This is a genomic window from Caulobacter sp. NIBR2454, assembly GCF_027474405.1.
Taxonomy (GTDB): Bacteria; Pseudomonadota; Alphaproteobacteria; order Caulobacterales; family Caulobacteraceae; genus Caulobacter.
The window spans coordinates 3538802-3554568 of the sequence record NZ_CP114871.1 but is presented as its reverse complement, the minus strand read 5'-3'; the positions used below and the strand labels follow the sequence as shown (position 1 = coordinate 3554568).

Here is a 15767-nt window from a genome sequence, read left to right as displayed (position 1 = left end):
TCATCATTTCTTTCTCGGATAGAACCTATGTCGCTGAAGACCTGGCTCCGGAACGCCGCCCCTGCGGCGCTCCTCGCCGCCGCCGTGCTTGCATCGTCGCCCCAAGTGGCCGTGGCGCAAACCACGTACTTCTTCCCGCAAGCCGCCGCGGCCGACTTCGACCCGTCCATCCCCTCGCCAGAGGCTTTCCTCGGTTACCCGATCGGCTCGCATTACACGCGCCATGACCAGGTGGCGGCCTACCTCAAGGAACTGGACCTGCTGTCGGACAGAATCCGTGTTGATGAGATCGGGCGCACCTATGAGGGCCGCCCCCTGCTGTCGGTGATCGTCACCTCGGCCGCCAACCACGGGCGGCTAGATGAACTTCAAAGAGCCCACGCCGCGGTGGCCGATCCATCCGCCCCCACGCCGGACCCAGCCCGCACCCCCGTGGTTGTCGGCCTCTATTACGGCGTCCATGGCAACGAGACCTCGAGCGGGGAGGCGGCGCTGCTCACCGCCTACTACCTTGCGGCCGGACGTTCCGCCGAAGTGCAGGACTGGCTCGACAAGGCGGTGATCGTCATCGATCCGGCTCAGAACCCGGACGGGCGCGACCGGGCCGCCAATTGGCACAATGCCTGGAAGAATAACCCGCCGGTCGCCGACCCGTTCGACAAGGAGCATGTCGAGCCCTTCCCCGCCGGCCGGACCAACCACTATTTCACGGACCTCAATCGCGACTGGCTGGCCGTCACCCAGAAGGAGACCCGCGCCAAGCTGGAGATCTTCCACCGCTGGCTGCCCAATGTACAGATCGACTTCCACGAGATGGGGTCGGGCAGCACATACTACTTCGAGCCCTCGCCAGAGAGCATGGAAAGCCCGTTGCTTCCGAAGGCTTCCTATGACTTCAACAGGGTGTTGGCCCGCTACCACGCCAAGGCCCTCGATGACCTGGGCTCGCTCTATTACACCGGCGAGAACTACGACAATTTCTCGGCTGTCTACGGCTCAACCTATCCCGATTTCCACGGTGGCGTCGGGGTGACGGTCGAACAGGCCAGTTCCCGCGGCCTTGTGCAGGAGACCGCCGCCGGGCGCGTGGAGTTCGCCTTCACCATCCGCAATCAGGTCGCCACCGGCATCGCCTCGATCCGTGGCGCGGTGGCCGAGCGGGCGGGGCTATTCAGCCTGCAGCGCGAGACTTTCCGCTCAGCGGTTGAGGAAGGGCGCAAGTACCGCCACGCCGCCTTCGTGTTTGGCGATCCCGCCGATCCCGGCCTTTCGCGGCAGACGCTGGACCTTCTCTTGCAACACAAGATCCGGGTGCATGCCCTGGCGTCCCCGGTCTCCATCGACGGGAGAAACTACGCGCCTGGCAGCGCCTGGGTGGTGCCTTCGGCCCAACCGCAATTTCGCCTGATCCACTCGATCTTCGAACCGACGCCGCAGACCAAGGGGGGCGTCTACGGGAGCACCTCCTACGCGATCGCGCCGGCCTACGGCCTGTCGGTGGGACGGGTCTCGCGCGTCCCCTCGCTCGGCGCGGCGTTGACGGAGCCGCCGGTCGCGAATGGCGGGGTCATCGGAACGGAGACGGCGTACGCCTATGCCGTCGATTGGCGCGATCTCAATGCGCCCAAGGTTCTGGCCGCCGTTCTGCAAAGGGGCCTGCGCGCGCGCGCCGCCTTCGAGCCGTTTTCGGCCAGCACCCAAGGCGGCCAGACCGCGTTCGGGCGCGGGTCCATCGTCATTCCTGTCGTGGGTCAACCAATCAGCGGCGAGCAAGTGCGGGCGATCATCGACAAGGCCGCGCGTGAGGCGGGCGTCGTCGCCCACAGCCTGGCGTCAGGCCGGAGCCTGTCCGGGGTCGATCTGGGCAGCGAAAGCATCCGGCCGCTGCGCGCGCCCAAGATCGCTCTGGTTATGGGCGAGGGCGTCAATGCGACTGAAATCGGCTCGACCTGGTTCTCCCTTAGTGAACGGCTAGGCTGGCCGGCGACGCGTCTTGATCCGAACCAGCTGCGGCGTGTGCCGCTTGGCGGCTACAACAGCATCGTGCTGGCGGGAGGCCGCTATGACGACTGGAGCGATGACACAGTCGCCGCCCTGCGCCGCTGGGTGCAAGGGGGCGGCTCCTTAGTCACGTTTGGTACGGCTTCAAAATGGGCCGTAGCTAAGGGGCTGACCGGCGCGCCCGGCAAGGCCGCCGACCCAATTACGCCCGACGCCGAGCCCCGCCAGGATTTCGCTCAGCGCCGCGACGCGCTGGCTGAAAAGCGAAGCTCCGGCAATGCGCTCTCCGCCGACGCCGACATCAGCCATCCGTTGGCGTTTGGTCTTACCCAACGGGCCCTGTTCGTGAACAAGGAGTCCGACGTCACCCTCACGCCCGTGGCCGACCCATTCTCCAACGTGGTGCGCATCGACGCCCAACCGACGGTCAATGGCTATCTTCCCGAAGCGCTGCGTAAGCAGGCTGCTGGATCAGTCTGGGCCCAAGTCGCACGACTTGGGGAGGGCAACGTGGTGCTGTTCGCAGACGACCCGGCGCACCGGAAATACTGGCTTGGAACCGAACGGCTGCTGATCAACAGCTTGTTCTTCGCAAATCACTTGGCGCCATCGTCCAGGCCCTGAATCCATCTTGGCGTAGCGCGCTGCTGTGCAGCGCGCGCCTCTTTACGCCGCCGCCTGGCGTGGGAACGGAGGTTTTTGACGCAGATCAAGCAGCGGCGGTGTAGTCTGACGTCTTGTGGCCCTGACCGAATTTGTTGATGGCCAGCGACAGGCGGTCAGCCTCCCCCTTCAGCGAATGGGCGGCGGCCGTGGTCTCCTCGACCATGGCGGCGTTTTGCTGCGTGGTGCGGTCGATCTGCTCGACAGCCAGGTTCACCTGACCAAGGCCGCCCGCCTGATCGCCGGCGGCCTGAGCGATGTCGCTGATCAGACTGGCGACATCGCTGACGCGGCCCAAAATCCGCCCCAGCGCGTCGCCCGTCTGACCCACAAGATCGACTCCCTCGTTCACGCGGTCGTTGGCCGCGCCGATAAGCAGCTTGATTTCCTTGGCCGCCTGAGCCGATCGCTGCGCCAACGCGCGGACCTCCGAGGCGACCACCGCAAAGCCCTTGCCGGCGTCGCCGGCGCGGGCGGCCTCGACGCCTGCGTTCAGGGCAAGAAGGTTGGTCTGGAAGGCGATCTCGTCGATCACGCCGATGATCTGGGCGATCTCGCGAGACGCGGACTCGATCTCGCCCACAGCCCGCACCGCATCGCCTAGCACCTTCTCGGTCTTGCCGGCGTCGTCTCGGGTTTCGCCGACGATGTCGTCAGCCCGCCGGGCCTTCTGCGAGGTCTCGCGCACGATGGCGGTGATCTGAGCCAGGGCGGCGGCCGTCTCTTCCAGCTGGGCGGCTTGTTGCTCCGTGCGCGAGGACAGGTCATCGGCCGCCTTGGCGATCTCGGCGGCGCCCGTCTCCACTCCCTGTGATGAGCGGCTGATCTCGGCCACCGTAAGGGCCAGTTCGCCGGCGGTGAGGTTGAAGTCGTTGCGCAGGCGCTCGTACTCACCGGCGAAAGCGGTCTGGAGGCGATAGTGTACATCGCCTTGCGACAAGCGGCGCAGGCCCTCGGCGATTGCGTCCAGCGCCCGATCACGGGCCTGGTCGGTTGCGGCGTTCTGCGCCTCGCGGGCCTGACGCTCGGCGTCAACGCGCTCGCGCTCATTGTCCTGTTGTTCACGCAGGGCGCGGCGATCAAGCACGCTCTGGCGGAAGACGGCGATGGATCGCGCCATGTCGCCCAGCTCGTCTCGACGTCCCTCATAGGGCGGCGGCTGGTCGTAGGCTCCTTGGGCCAGGGCGTCCATATAGGTGGTGGTCGCCTCGATCGGGCGGATGATTTGGCGGCGGATCATCCACACGCCCCCCGCCATCACCAGGCCCAAGGCCAAAGCGCCCCCGGCCAAAAGCGCCAGATCGCGTAGCTGTTCACGTTGGGCCGCGGCCTCGACCCGCGCGTTCTCGGCGGTGACGATGGGGACGATCTTGTCGATGGCGGCCCGGTTGTCGGCGTAGGCGGCCGCGGTCCTTGCGGCGGCCGCGGCGGCGGCTGCTTGATCGCCTCGCCGGGCGGCGTCGATCAACGCGTCGGTGGACGCCCAAAGCTCCTTGGCGCTGCGGTCGGCCTCGCCCAGCAAAATCTCGCGCGCCGGCGGATTGTAGCTTTGGCCGCGCCAGTGGGCGAGGCGGGCATCGTAGTCACGCCGCAGCTGCGCGAGCTTGGCGGCTGTGGCGTCCGCATCACCCGCTGGCCCGGCGGCCTGGAACGTCTGGGCCACCAGGTTGGCTTCGATGAGATACAGCGGCGGTGGAAGGATGTCGGCGATAAGGTCCTTGCCGGACACGATATCGGAGTAGAGCGCGCCGCCGATCCGGACGCGATCGACCGCGAACCAGGCGCAGAAGATCATCAAGCCCAGGCCTACGGCCACCGCTGCGCCGAACAGATTGACCAGACCGCCGAGCCGCAAGCGCATGGAAATCCCCTAATTTATCAAGGGGTATCTACGGCACAGCTAAATAGATTCTTAAGTCTGACGGGCGCCGAAGGCCCTGCGGCGATAGGTCGTAAATGCCGCGAGGGGGCGATTGTCACCCACGGCTCGCTTCCCGCCGCGTAGGCGGCAGGAAGCGAAAGAAGGGTCTAGTGCTCGTGGGTGTGGGTGTTGGCGTTGGTCAGGCCGCCAGCGCTCCACACTTCGCCGCCGGTTTCGGCGAACCAGAACGGCATGCGCTTGCGCATCCGGGTCCCGACCTCGTCCATATTGTCGTCATAGACGCGGCCGTTGGCGATCACGTAGCGGATCGAGGTGGTGTTGCGGATGTTCTCCAGCGGGTTGTTGTCCAGCACCACAAGGTCGGCCAGCTTGCCGGCCTCCAGCGAGCCCAGGTCCTTCTCCATGCCCAGGGCCCTTGCGGGATTGATCGTACCCGTCCTGAGCGCCTGGTGGGGGCTCATGCCGCCTTGGGCGAAGGACCACATCTCCCAGTGCGAACCCAGGCCTTCACGCTGGCCGTGGGCGCCGATCGATACCGGCACGCCCAGATCGTTCAGCTCCTTGGCCTCGCGCGCCACGTTGATGTGGTTGGCCTCCTCCTCCAGCACCTTGGTCGGCCGGCGTGTGGACGCGTCGATCAGGCGGCGCGGGACGTACTTGTTGAGGATCGGCTCCTTCCAGACATCGGTGGCCTGGGTCCAGTAGAGGTCGCCCGCGAAGCCGCCGAAAGCCACGACCAGGGTCGGCGTGTAGGCGGTCTTGGACTGGCCCCAGAGCTGATCGACATCCTCGTACATCTTGGCCACCGGCACCGAGTGCTCGATGGTGGTGTGGCCGTCAGCGATCATGCTCATGTTGTTGTGGTAGAGCGAGCCGCCCTCAGGCACGACCATCATGCCCAGCTGGCGGGCCGCCTCGATGACCTGCTGGCGCTGTTCGCGGCGAGGCTGGTTGTAGCTCTTGACGCTCCAGGCGCCGGCTGCCTTGAGGCGGCGCAGGTGACCCATGGCGTCGTCCAGGCTGTCGATCTGCACGGTGCCGGCGGTGGTCGCCCCATAGAGGATGGCGCCGGTGCCGAAGATGCGCGGCGCCACCACCATGCCGGCCTTGCCCAGTTCGCTATGGGCGAAGATCTCGGTGGTGTCGTTGGACGGGTCGTGCAGGGTGGTCACGCCGTAGCCGAGGGAAGCGTAGTTCTCCCAGCTCTGCTGCGGGATGATTTCGTCGGCGCCCATGGAGCCATGCCAGTGGGCGTCGATCAGGCCGGGGATCACGGTCTTGCCGGCGATGTCGATGACCTTGGCGTCGCCGGGGACGGTGACGCTGGCGCGCGGGCCGATCACCTCGATCCGATTGCCATTGAGCACCACGACGCCGTCCTCGATGACCTCGTCGCCCTTCATGGTGATCAGGCGGCCGCCGGTGAGGGCCACGCGGCCCGTCGGCTTGTCATAGGCCTGGGTGAAGCCAAGCTTGATCCCGGCCTCCGGCGGCTTGGGCGGGGTGGCCGGCGCGCCGTCGACGAAGGCGAAGCTGTCCTTCAGGTCGCGGGTGAACAGCTCATTGCCCAGCGACCACTGCAGGCGCTTGGAGTCGCCCGACCAGTGCAGCCATTCGCCGGCGTCACGCGTCACCTTGGCCTGGGGTAGGGCCGAACCCTTGGGAGCCATCTGCAGGGTCTTGGAGCTGGCTACGAAGGGCGCGACATAGACGTTGAAGCGCTCGGTCCAGGCCAGCCACTTCTCGTCCGGAGACACCGAGAACTCGGTCGCCCATTGCGACGTCAGGTGCGAGCGTTCGTTCGCGCCGGTCAGCGAGGCCGAGCGCAGGGTGCGCTTGTCGCCGTCGCTGGTCATGAAAAACACGCGGTCGGACTTGGCCCCGAACTGCGGCGTGCCGCCCTTCTTGCTGATCAGAGTCGCTTCGCCCCCCTTGGCCGGGATCGAATAAAGGCCGGTCTGACGCGCGTTGACCGAGGAGATCAGGAAGCCGTCGCGGGTCGCGCGATAGACGATGTTCTGACCGTCGGGCGAGAACACCGGCTCCACGTAGTCGCCTGGCTTGCTGGTGACCTTGCGGCCCTCGCCGCCGGCGGCCGAGACCACGCGGATCGAGCCGAAATCCTTGTCGCTCCAGGTCGTGTAGACGATGGAGCGGCCATCGCGCGACCAGGACGGATAAAGTTCGAAGTGGTCATTCTGCTTGGTCAGGCGGCGAGCCGAACCGCTGGGCAAATCCTTGATCCACAGATGACCCAGGGCCTCGAACACGGCCTTCTTGCAGTCAGGCGATGTGGACGCCCAGCGAGTCATCTTGACCTCGAACTGGTCGGGCGCGACCTCGACGGGGAAGCGCACGGCGTCGGCCACGCGTCGCGCGCCAGCCACGTGGAAGGGGATCACCGACGCGGACTTGGAAGCGACGTCCACCCGGTTGATCTTGCCGCCAGCCCAGAACACCAGGGACTTGTTGTCCGGCGTCCAGGCGATGCCGGGATAGACCCCGTGGACCGCCCAGGTCTCCTGCATGTCGCGGTCCAGGTGCTCATAGACCGGCGTCTCGCGGCCGCTCTCGATGTCGAGCACGTAGAGCTTGGACTGGAAGCGGTCGCGGCGCACGAAGGCCAAGGACTTGCCGTCCGGCGACGGCGTCGGGCGGATCGAACCGCCGGGGCCGGTGACGAAGGGCTCGACCTCGCCGCTCTCGCGATCCAGGCGCTGGATCACATAGAGCTGGCTGTTGGGGTCCTTGCTGTACTCGAACACGCCGCCAGGGGTGCTCTCGTCGCTGAAATAGAGATAGCGGCCGTCGGGGGAGAAGGCCGGCTCACCGCTGTCCTTTTGCTGGGTGCGGCGCTCGGTCAGCTGCACGCCGTCGCCGCCCGAGCGGTGGTAGAGCCACATCTCGCCCGCACCGAGCGAACGACCGGAGGTGAAGTGCTTGCGGCCGACCACGAACTCGCTGTCCGGCGTCCAGGACGGCGAGTTGAGCAGGCGGAAGGTCTCTTTACTCACCTGCTTGGGATTGGAGCCGTCGCGGTCCATGATCCACAGGTTCTCGCCGCCGGCGCGGTCGGATGTGAAGGCGATCCACTTGCCGTTGGGCGAGTAGCGCGGCTGCATGTCCCAAGCCACGCCCGTGGCGATCGCCTTGGCCTCGCCGCCGCTGATCGGCATCACATAGATGTCGCCCAGCAGGTCGAAGACGATTTCCTTGCCGTCAGGACTGACGTCCACCGCCATCCAGGTGCCGGAGGTGACGTCGATCTTCACGTCCTTGCCCGGTCCGGGGGGATTTGCGACGTCCCACTTGGGCTTGTCGGCCGGCTTGGCGTCCTGGGCCATGGCGGTCGAGGCGAGGGCGAGCGTCAAGCCCGCGGCGGTGGTCAGGAAAAGGCGCTTCATAGGTCCCCCGGATACTGAGGGAGCGAGTCTTAACCCGCACTCCGCGCGGGGCGCCAGTCAGACTGTGCGGTTCAGGCCTTGGTCGTCGCCGGCCAGGCGCGAACGATCACCGCCCAGGCGATGGCCGCGATGACGGCGGCCAGACCGCCCACCCATTGGGCGGGCGTCATGCCCTCGGCCGCATAGGCGCCGACGATGGTGCTGATCAAGATCACCGCCATGCATGACGCATAATGCGACACGACGCCGACGCTCAGGTGCTTGAACATGGGAGGCTCGTTGTGGGAGGAAGCGCCTAATCCATAGCGGGCGTCGCCTGATGGGTCTCTGCGACAAGGGCTCGCAGCGGCGGTTGAAGCTGGGCCGCTCGCCCGGCATGGTGCCGCCATGGCCATCGTGACCCTCGTGCTTTTGTTGCTGCTGGCGGTGGCCGCCAGCGGGTTCCTGGCGCGCATGCTGCCGGTCGCGGTTCCCTTGCCTTTGGTCCAGGTCGCCCTTGGGGCGGCCATCGCCGGCTTGGCGGGGGTGACCATCGATCTGCGGCCGGAAATCTTCTTCCTGCTCATCCTGCCGCCCCTGCTGTTCCTCGACGGTTGGCGCATTCCCAAGCATGGGCTGATGCGCGACGCGCGGCCGATCCTGCAACTGGCCCTGGGCCTGGTGGTGTTCACGGTCGTGGGGGTCGGGTGGTTCATCCACTGGCTGATCCCCGCCATACCCCTGCCCGTGGCCTTCGCCCTGGCCGCTGTTCTCGCGCCGACCGACCCCGTGGCGGTCTCGGCGATCACGCGTCGAACGCCCTTTCCTGAACGCCTGATGCGGATTTTGGAGGCCGAATCTCTGCTCAACGATGCTTCGGGACTGGTTTGTCTTCGCTTCGCCGTGGCGGCGGCGGTGACGGGCGTCTTCTCATTGCCCGACGCCATGCTGACCTTCCTGTGGCTAGCGCTTGGCGGCGTTGCGGTCGGGGCGGGGTTCACCCTGGTCGTGAGCTTCATCAAGGCCCGTCTGGCGCGCCGGTTCGGCGAAGATCCAGGGGCTGAGGTGCTGATCAGCCTGCTCATTCCGCTCGGCGCCTATCTGGCGGCCGAGGCGCTGCATTGCTCGGGCATCCTGGCGGCGGTCGCCGCGGGCGTGGCCATGAGCTTCGCGGAGATCGGCGGTCAGCTTCAGGCGGGCACCCGCGTGCGACGCAGCGCGGTCTGGGACACCGTGGCCTTTACCGCCAACGGCGCGGTCTTCGTGCTGCTGGGTCAACAGATGCCCTCCATCCTCGAAAAGGCGACGAGAACGGTCCGCCAGTCGGGTCAGCAGGATGCGTGGTGGCTGCTCGTCTATGTCCTTGCCATCACCCTGGCCCTGGCGGCTTTGCGTTTCGTGTGGGTGTGGGTCTCGATCCGTCTAGCCGGTCTGCGCCACGAGCGCCGGGGCGAGGCGTTCGAAAGGCCCAGCTGGCGAATGGTGGCGGCGATCTCGCTGGCCGGAGTGCGGGGCGCGGTGTCTTTGGCCGGCGTGCTGACCATCCCGTTCTTCGTGGCGGACGGCTCGCCCATGCCGGCCCGAAACCTGGTGATCTTCCTGGTGGCAGGGGTGATCCTGGTATCCCTGATCCTGGCCGCGGTCGCCCTGCCCTGGGCGATGAAGGGCCTGGTCGCCTCCATCGATCCCGACCGGCAGGGTGAGGAGGGCGCGGCCAGGGTCGCCGCCGCCAAGGCCGCTATCCGCGCCATAGAGCGCGCGCAGCATGAACTGCCCGGAGACGAGGCCGACGCCGACCTGCAGGCCGAAGCCGCGGCGCGGATCATGGGCCTTTATCGCCGCCGCATCGATGGCCATTCGCGGGAGGCGGGCGAGGCGGCCCTGATCCAGAAGCTGGAAGAGATCGACCGCGACCTGCGGCTGGCCGCCTTGCAGGCCGAGCGTGACGAGCTCTTTCGCCTTGTTCGGCGGCGCGCCCTCAAGGACGATATCGCCCGCGATCTGGTGCGCGAGATCGATCTGATGGAGACCCGCTGGCGCAGCAGCTGACGCCTTGGCCCAAGTCATCCCTTGCGCCCCGGGCCGCTCGTCGCCACCTAGAAAAGCAACCGCATCCGGCGCCGCTTGGGCCGGCGGCGGGAGTCGCTTGTTCAAGGGCTCAAGACGCGATGACGACCCGTACCCTGCTTTTCGACAGCCCGTTCCTGCTGGGCTTTGACCACACCCGAAATCTCATCGAGCGCGCCGCCAAGGCCGCGGGCGAGGGATATCCCCCCTACAATGTCGAGGCCCGCGAAGGCGGCGGCGTGCGCATCACCCTGGCCGTGGCCGGGTTCGCGCCCGATCAGCTTTTCGTCCAGGTCGAGGATCGACAGCTGACCATCGCCGGCCGACGTGGCGAGGGTGAGGACAAGGCCTATCTGCACCGAGGCATCGCCGCCCGCGGCTTCATCCGCGCCTTTGTCCTGGCGGACGGCATGGAGGTGGAGGCGGCCATCCTCGAGCACGGGCTTTTGCATGTGGATTTGGCCCGGCCCGAGCCGGAGCGTCAGGTGCGCACAATACCCATCAGAACAGCGGGCTGAGCCTGTCTCATTTCGCGGATGCGGCGCGGCCGGCTGAACCGGCGGCCATGCGGCGCGTTCCAAATTCCAAGGAGGTGGTCGAAATGACGCCTACACTGCAAAATCCGGTCTTCTCGAACGAGGCCTTCGCCGCGCTTGGCGCGCCCGATCTTGTCTATGTGCGGCCGGTCAAGGCCGCCGAGGTGATCCCCGACGCCGACCCCGAGCAGGCCCTGTCGCTGGATCCTGAACAGACCCTATATGCGGTCTATCGCGCAGACGGCGCCCGCCTGGCCGTGCTCACGGACAAGGCGGCCGCGGTGGCGGCGGCTCTGGCGCATGAGCTGGCGCCGGTGTCTGTCCACTAGACGGCGAGGGCCGCGCCCTGGCGGGCGCGGCCTGCAGCCTTTTTAGGCGGCCGTGGGAGCCGCCTCGCTGCCCATGACGACATGCATCGCGTCCGCGGACTTGGCCTGACGCAGCTGCTCGCGGATTTCAGAGCGACGCAGCAGGCGAGACACCCGTGCAAGTGCGCGCAGGTGCTCGGTGCTGGCGGAATGAACAGGAGCCAGCAGGGCCACCATCAGATCGACAGGTTGATCATCAACGGCGTTGAAGTCGATGGGCTGGTCGAGGCGGACCACCACGGCGCGCATCCGATCTAGCCCTTCCAGGCGGGCGTGCGGCACCGCCACCCCCTGGCCCACGCCAGTAGAGCCGGCGGCTTCGCGTTCCAGCAGGGCCTCAAGCACGGCGTCGGACTGGAGGCCAAAGGTACGGCCGGCGATGTCGGCGATGACCGACAGCGCCTGACGCTTGTTAGACGCACTCGACCGCGGCGAGATCGCCCGCCGGTCCAACAACTCTTCGATACGCATGGACTTGGAAAGCTCGCTCAAGTCAGGCGGCCGTCGCCCGGTCGATTATCTCGGCCGGGCATGAACGCGCAGACTGTCTACTGGGTCCCGGACGATGCGCCATTAAGAGCGGCGCCGTTCGCACGGCTCGAAGCATGCCCATTGGTGGTCCTTTCGGGATCGATCCAACCGATGTTCCCGTCAGAACGGCGGTAGACCACCGACAGACCGCCATGGGCGGCGTTCCTAAACACGATTGCCTGCGACTCGGTCAAGTCCATCTCCATGACAGCCATAGAAACGGTCATCGTCTTAAGCTCGGCTTGTGTCTCGGCGATGACCATGGCGCTGGGGGGCGCCTGATCGCCGTCGGCGAACCATTCCTCCTCGGTCTCGTCATCGCCTTCGGGTGCGCGCAGGACGTAGAATTGGGCGGTCTCGGCCGACTTCGCGGTCTGGGCGTTGCTGTGGCTCTTGAGCCGGCGCTTGTAGCGCCGCACCCGCGTCTCGATCTTCTGGAGGGCCTGGTCGAAGGCGCCGTGGGCGTCGCCGCCCAGCCCGTGACTCTCCAGATGCTGGCCCGAAGCCAGCAGCACCGAACAGTCTACGCGGAAGCTGTGACCGTCCTTGCTGACCACGACGTTGGCGTCGCCGCCACGTTCGAAGTACTTGCCGATGCTGGAGGAGATTTCGTCGGTGACCCGCGTCCGCAGGGCATCACCGACAGCGACGTGTTTGCCTGAGATCTGGACTTGCATGTGCTTAGCGAACGCCTCCGTTTTCAGACTGTCAAGCGGCGCCGCGGTCTTATGACCCCGGCCACAGATCGGCGATATGCCGAAAGCTGGCCACGACAACGCTTGCGCCCAGGACGAGGACGCAGATGCTGGTGGCCGTAAGGAGATAGCCGACAAGGGCGAAGACCCCGTCGCGCTGGATCAGAGCCAGGGCGAAGGCCGAAACCGCCGCCGCCGGCAAAAGGTTTCCCAAGGGAATCGGAACGATCAGCACCAGGGCCAGGGCGGTGCAGACCACCCCGATCATCCGGTCTCCCAAGGGTCCGAAGAGAAACTCCAGGCGAGGGCGCGATATCCGCTCCACCCTCTGCAACATGGGGATCAGCTTTCCGAAAGCGCTCCGCAGGTCGCCCCGTCGAAGGGTTTGCCGGTTCACGCGCTCAGGCAGCCAGGGATGCTCGGCGCCCAAGGCCACCTGGGGCGCCAGCAGCACCAGAGGGGCGCCCAGGACCGTGGAGGAGCCTGGAGGGAGCGGCAGAAGGTTGGGGGCTGCAAAGACCAGAAGAGCGGCGCCGAAGGCGCGCGGCCCAAACTCGTCCATGATTTCGCCGATTGAGACGTTCGGCTCGGGCCGATCGCAGATGTCCTGCAAAACCTCGGAGAGCCGGTCGTTCTCTTCCATGCGATGGTCCCGTCGTGACGCCCTGGTTTTCAGAACGCACCAACAGGATGTGGGGTTCAGGCGTGCTCGCGCAACCTGCGTCTTCTCTCGACCGACGAGGGGATCTTCAGGGCCTCGCGATATTTGGCCACCGTGCGCCGAGCGATATCGACGCCAGCCTCCTTGAGAATGTCCACCAGGGCATCGTCCGAAAGCACTTCTGACTCACGGCTTTCGGCGTCGATCAACTGGCGGATTTTATGGCGCACGCTCTGGGCCGAGTGGGCCTCGCCGCCGCCAGTGGCGGCGATGGACGAGGTGAAAAAGAATTTCAGCTCGAACACCCCGCGGGGCGTGGAGACGTACTTGTTGGAGGTCACCCGGCTGACGGTGGACTCGTGCATGCCGATGGCGTCCGCCACGGTCTTCAGGTTCAGCGGGCGAAGGTGTTCGACCCCGAAGGCCAGGAAGCTGTCCTGCTGGCGGACAATCTCGCTGGCCACCTTGAGGATGGTCTTGGCCCGTTGGTCGAGGCTTTTGACGAGCCAGTTGGCCGACGACAGGCAGTCGGAGACAAAGGTCTTGTCCTGGTCGCTGCGCGCGCCGCCGGCGATGCGGGCGTGATAGCGCTGGTCGACCAGCACCCGCGGCAGGGTTTCAGCGTTGAGCTCCACGTGCCACAGCCCGCCCAGGCCCTCGCGGACATGAACGTCGGGCACCACGGTCTGGGCGGTCTCGCCCGTGCTGAAGGCCGCGCCCGGACGCGGGGTGAGGGCGCGGACCTCGGCGATCATGTCGCGCAGGTCCTCGTCATCGACGCTGCAGATTTTCTTCAGGCTGGGCAGGTCGCGGCGCGCCAGCAGGTCCAGATGATCCAGCAGGGCGGCCATGGCCGGATCGTACCGGTTGCGGTCCTTTAGCTGCAGCATCAGGCACTCGCGCACGTCGCGGGCGCCCACGCCGGCAGGATCAAAGCCCTGGATGACGGCTAGCACGCTTTCGACTCGCTCCGGGGCGCAGGCTAGGCGCTCGGCGGTCTCTTCCAGGTCGGCGCGCAGATAGCCGCCCTCGTCGATGGCGTCGATCAGCACTACGGCGACGCCCTGGTCGGCGGGGGCCAAGCTGGCGACGGTCAGCTGCTCGTGCAGGTGCTCCCACAGGCTTTTTTCGCGGCTGTGGGCGCTTTCCAGATTGTCGTCGCCTTCGAAGCTGCCGCCGCGACCGGCCTTGGACCAATCGATCTGCCCGCCTGAAGGTTCTGATCCCGTCTCGCCGGAATCGCGTTCGCCTGGCGAGGCGTCGGCATGGCTGTCGGAGGCGCCGCCATCCATATCGGCCGCCGCCGCCCCGTCCGGCACGGAATCGACGGCGTAGGATTCTGGAGCCGGAGCCTCGACCGCCACCTCGGCGTCGACCTCGTCGCGTTGCAGCAGGGGGTTCTTCTCGAGCTCGGCCTCGACAAAGGCCTGGAGCTCGAGATTGTTCAACTGCAGCAGCTTGATCGCCTGCTGCAGCTGCGGCGTGATGACCAGGCTCTGGCCCTGCCGAAACTCGAGTCTTGGGCCTATGGCCAAGACGACCTCCTACGAAACCTCGTAGGGACTAGATGCGGTCATCATGGTTAACGAGATGCGAACGCCTGCAAGCCTTGGGCCAACAAGGGCCGAGCTAAACCGTCGCAGGCTCAGTCGTAGAGATTGCCCAGATAGACGCGCCGCACCTCGGGGTTCTCGACGATCTCCTTGGGCGTGCCTTCGAACAGGACCTCGCCGCTGGCGATGATCGAGGCGCGATCGATGATATCGAGCGTCTCGCGCACATTGTGGTCAGTGATCAAGATGCCGATGCCGCGGCTCTTCAGATAGGTGATCACTTCGCGGATATCGGCGATGGCCAACGGGTCGATGCCGGCGAAGGGCTCGTCCAAAAGCATGAAGGACGGCTCGCCCGCCAGGGCCCGGGCGATCTCGACGCGACGACGCTCGCCGCCCGACAGCGCCACGGCCGGCGACTTGCGAAGATGGCCGATGCGCAGCTCTTCGAGTAGGCGATCGACGATGCCACGGGCGCGTTTGGGATCGCGTTCGCGCATCTCCACAACGGCCATGACGTTTTCTTCCACCGTCATGCCGCGGAAGATCGAGGCTTCCTGCGGCAGGTAGCCCACGCCCATGCGGGCGCGTTGATACATGGGCTGGTCGGTGATGTCCTCGCCGTCGAGGAAGATGCGGCCAGCGTCGGCGGCGATCAGGCCCGTGACCATGTAAAAGCAGGTGGTCTTGCCCGCGCCGTTGGGACCCAACAGGCCGGCGACCTCGCCGCGGCGCAGGTGCAGGCTGACGCCCTTGACCACGGGGCGGCCCCGGAAGGTCTTGGCGATGCCATCGACGAACAGGCCGTCCTTGGCGGGCGCGGCCGAGGACGCGGTCTTTGCGGCAGAGGAGCGATTCACGTGAGGTCGGCCCTGGCTTATCGCGCGCCGCCAGCGGCAGGCTTGCTGTCGGGATAGAAGACGCCGCGCACGCGGCCAGCCTTGTTACGGCCGGTCACCGACGATTCCATCTTGGCCTCGCCGGTCTTGTTGTTCAGCGTCAGGCGCGAGCCGCGCGCGACGTTCTTGCCCTGGACGACGATGACATCGCCGCTGACCACCACGGTGTCTTCGGCGGCGGTGTAGACGGCGCGGTCGCCGCGCACGGTCTGGTTGGGGGTCACGTAATAGACCGGACCTTCGGCCTCCAGCCGGTTGGTGTCGCCGCAACGCGCCTGGCCGTTTTCGCCCGTGCCGGGGCGCGGGGTGGCGTAGACCTTGATCACGGCGGCGCGCAGGCGGGTGTTCTCCTGCAGGGCCTCGGCCTCGCCGCGCCAGATGGTGACGCACTGGCTGTTGATCACTTCGCTCTCGTCGGCGGTGATATCGATCGGCGCGCTGGAGTCGCGCGAAATCTGCGCCTGCGCCGCGCCGGCCATAAGGGTCGCTGCAAGGCCGACCGCCGCCCACCGCATGATCACTCGCCGT

Annotated in this window: 13 protein-coding genes; 4 read left to right on the top strand and 9 right to left on the bottom strand. The window is 66.6% G+C overall.

Annotated features, from left to right (window positions below; translation table 11 throughout):
• Positions 1-27 precede the first annotated feature (27 nt).
• Positions 28-2625: a M14 family zinc carboxypeptidase gene (locus O5K31_RS17145; RefSeq protein ID WP_269714962.1), complete on the top strand. Its 2598-nt coding sequence runs from the start codon at positions 28-30 to the stop codon at positions 2623-2625.
• An 85-nt stretch (positions 2626-2710) separates the two neighbouring features.
• Here the strand turns inward: O5K31_RS17145 and O5K31_RS17140 are convergent, their stop codons facing one another.
• From O5K31_RS17140 to O5K31_RS17130, 3 genes are all read right to left on the bottom strand, one after another.
• A complete protein-coding gene (locus O5K31_RS17140; protein ID WP_269714961.1) occupies positions 2711-4525 on the bottom strand; it encodes a methyl-accepting chemotaxis protein in 1815 nt (604 codons plus the stop codon).
• A 167-nt stretch (positions 4526-4692) separates the two neighbouring features.
• Positions 4693-7950: an amidohydrolase family protein gene (locus O5K31_RS17135; protein WP_269714960.1), complete on the bottom strand. Its 3258-nt coding sequence runs from the start codon at positions 7948-7950 to the stop codon at positions 4693-4695.
• 71 nt (positions 7951-8021) lie between these two features.
• Positions 8022-8219: a hypothetical protein gene (locus O5K31_RS17130; RefSeq protein WP_269714959.1), complete on the bottom strand. Its 198-nt coding sequence runs from the start codon at positions 8217-8219 to the stop codon at positions 8022-8024.
• A gap of 118 nt (positions 8220-8337) precedes the next feature.
• Between O5K31_RS17130 and O5K31_RS17125 the strand changes: the two genes are divergently transcribed.
• From O5K31_RS17125 to O5K31_RS17115, 3 genes are all read left to right on the top strand, one after another.
• A complete protein-coding gene (locus O5K31_RS17125; RefSeq protein WP_269714958.1) occupies positions 8338-9978 on the top strand; it encodes a Na+/H+ antiporter in 1641 nt (546 codons plus the stop codon).
• A gap of 119 nt (positions 9979-10097) precedes the next feature.
• Positions 10098-10514 carry an Hsp20 family protein gene (locus O5K31_RS17120; protein ID WP_269714957.1) on the top strand — a complete coding sequence of 139 codons (417 nt, stop codon included), beginning with the start codon at positions 10098-10100 and terminating at the stop codon, positions 10512-10514.
• Positions 10515-10597: 83 nt separating this feature from the next.
• Positions 10598-10861 carry a DUF1150 family protein gene (locus O5K31_RS17115; RefSeq protein WP_269714956.1) on the top strand — a complete coding sequence of 88 codons (264 nt, stop codon included), beginning with the start codon at positions 10598-10600 and terminating at the stop codon, positions 10859-10861.
• A 42-nt stretch (positions 10862-10903) separates the two neighbouring features.
• On the opposite strand, the gene O5K31_RS17110 is transcribed toward O5K31_RS17115, so the two are convergent.
• The 6 genes from O5K31_RS17110 to O5K31_RS17085 all read right to left on the bottom strand — a co-directional run bounded on the left by O5K31_RS17110 (position 10904) and on the right by O5K31_RS17085 (position 15754).
• Complete coding sequence (locus O5K31_RS17110; protein WP_269717091.1) at positions 10904-11371, bottom strand: PTS sugar transporter subunit IIA; 468 nt, start codon at positions 11369-11371, stop codon at positions 10904-10906.
• 77 nt (positions 11372-11448) lie between these two features.
• Positions 11449-12108, bottom strand: coding sequence for a ribosome hibernation-promoting factor, HPF/YfiA family (gene hpf, locus O5K31_RS17105; RefSeq protein ID WP_269714955.1), 660 nt, complete (start codon positions 12106-12108; stop codon positions 11449-11451).
• Between the two features lie 49 nt (positions 12109-12157).
• The gene (locus tag O5K31_RS17100) at positions 12158-12769 is read right to left on the bottom strand and encodes an exopolysaccharide biosynthesis protein (protein ID WP_269714954.1); all 612 of its coding nucleotides are present in this window, start codon (positions 12767-12769) and stop codon (positions 12158-12160) included.
• A gap of 56 nt (positions 12770-12825) precedes the next feature.
• Complete coding sequence (gene rpoN / locus O5K31_RS17095) at positions 12826-14322, bottom strand: RNA polymerase factor sigma-54 (RefSeq protein WP_269714953.1); 1497 nt, start codon at positions 14320-14322, stop codon at positions 12826-12828.
• Positions 14323-14432: 110 nt separating this feature from the next.
• A complete protein-coding gene (gene lptB / locus O5K31_RS17090) occupies positions 14433-15200 on the bottom strand; it encodes an LPS export ABC transporter ATP-binding protein (RefSeq protein WP_269714952.1) in 768 nt (255 codons plus the stop codon).
• A 17-nt stretch (positions 15201-15217) separates the two neighbouring features.
• A complete protein-coding gene (locus tag O5K31_RS17085) occupies positions 15218-15754 on the bottom strand; it encodes an LptA/OstA family protein (protein WP_269717090.1) in 537 nt (178 codons plus the stop codon).
• Positions 15755-15767: the final 13 nt, after the last annotated feature.